Annotated in this window: 1 protein-coding gene; it reads right to left on the bottom strand. The window is 69.9% G+C overall.

Features of this window, described 5'->3' with window-relative positions; translation table 11 throughout:
- Positions 1–33: 33 nt before the first annotated feature.
- Positions 34–1,003, bottom strand: a 970-nt coding sequence (locus BBH68_RS38730) for an RNA-guided endonuclease InsQ/TnpB family protein (RefSeq protein WP_065968584.1), incomplete at its 5' end; no start/stop codon positions are given.

The raw sequence follows: 1,003 nt of genomic DNA, 5'->3' as shown, positions 1-1,003 counted from the left end.
TTGACTTCCTCCCCCTCCTGAAGGAGGGGGTTCCTACGGCTCGCGCCGTGGGGGTTCCTGCTTCGTCGCCGACTGCCCGCCCGGAGTGCTCCGTTGAGGTCTTACACCGGCTCCACAGGCCGATACCGCCAGCCCGGCGGCCAGGATGTTGCGTGCCGCGTTCACGTCGCGGTCGTGGGTCGTGCCGCAGTCGCAGGTCCAGGTACGGACGTGCAGCGGCAGCTTGTCCCGCAGGGTGCCGCACACGGAGCACAGCTTGGAGGAGGGGAACCAGCGGTCGACCGCGATCACCTCGCGGCCGTACCACTGGGCCTTGTACTCCAGCAGGCTCCGGAACTCGCTCCACGCCGCGTCGGAGATGGCGCGGGCGAGCTTGCCGTTCTTCAGCAGGTTCCGAACGGTGAGGTCCTCGATCACGATCGTTTGGTTCTCACGAACGAGCCGAGTGGTGATCTTGTGCAGCGTGTCGCGCCTGCGGTCGGCGACGCGGGCATGGATACGGGCGACCTTCCGCCTCGCCTTGGCCCGGTTCGCGCCCTCGCCCGGGGCCTTGCGGGCAAGGTGCCGCTGGGCCCTGGCCAGGCGGGTACGGTCGCGCCGCTCGTGCCGGGGGTTGGAGATCTTCTCCCCGGTCGAGAGGGTCAGCAGGTGGTCCAGTCCGGCATCCACGCCGACCGCCGCATCCGTTGGGGCGAGCGGCCCCACGGTGGGGTCCTCGCACAGCAGGGACACGTGCCAGCGTCCGGCCGAGTCCTGCGACACGGTCACGGTGGACGGCGACGCGCCCTTCGGAAGGGGGCGGGACCACACGATCTCCAGCGGCTCCGTCATCTTCGCCAAGGTCAGCTCGCCGGCGCGGAAGCGGAAGGCGCTGGTGGTGTACTCGGCGGACTTCCGGGACTTCTTCCGCGACTTGAACCGCGGATACCCGGCGCGCCTGGCGAAGAAGTGGGTGAAGGCCGTCTGGAGGTGGCGCAGGGCCTGCTGGAGCGGGACGGAGGAG

It is taken from the genome of Streptomyces sparsogenes, from assembly GCF_001704635.1.
GTDB lineage: Bacteria > Actinomycetota > Actinomycetes > Streptomycetales > Streptomycetaceae > Streptomyces > Streptomyces sparsogenes.
The sequence above is the reverse complement of the archived record's forward strand: the minus strand, read 5'-3'. Positions and strand labels throughout refer to the sequence as shown.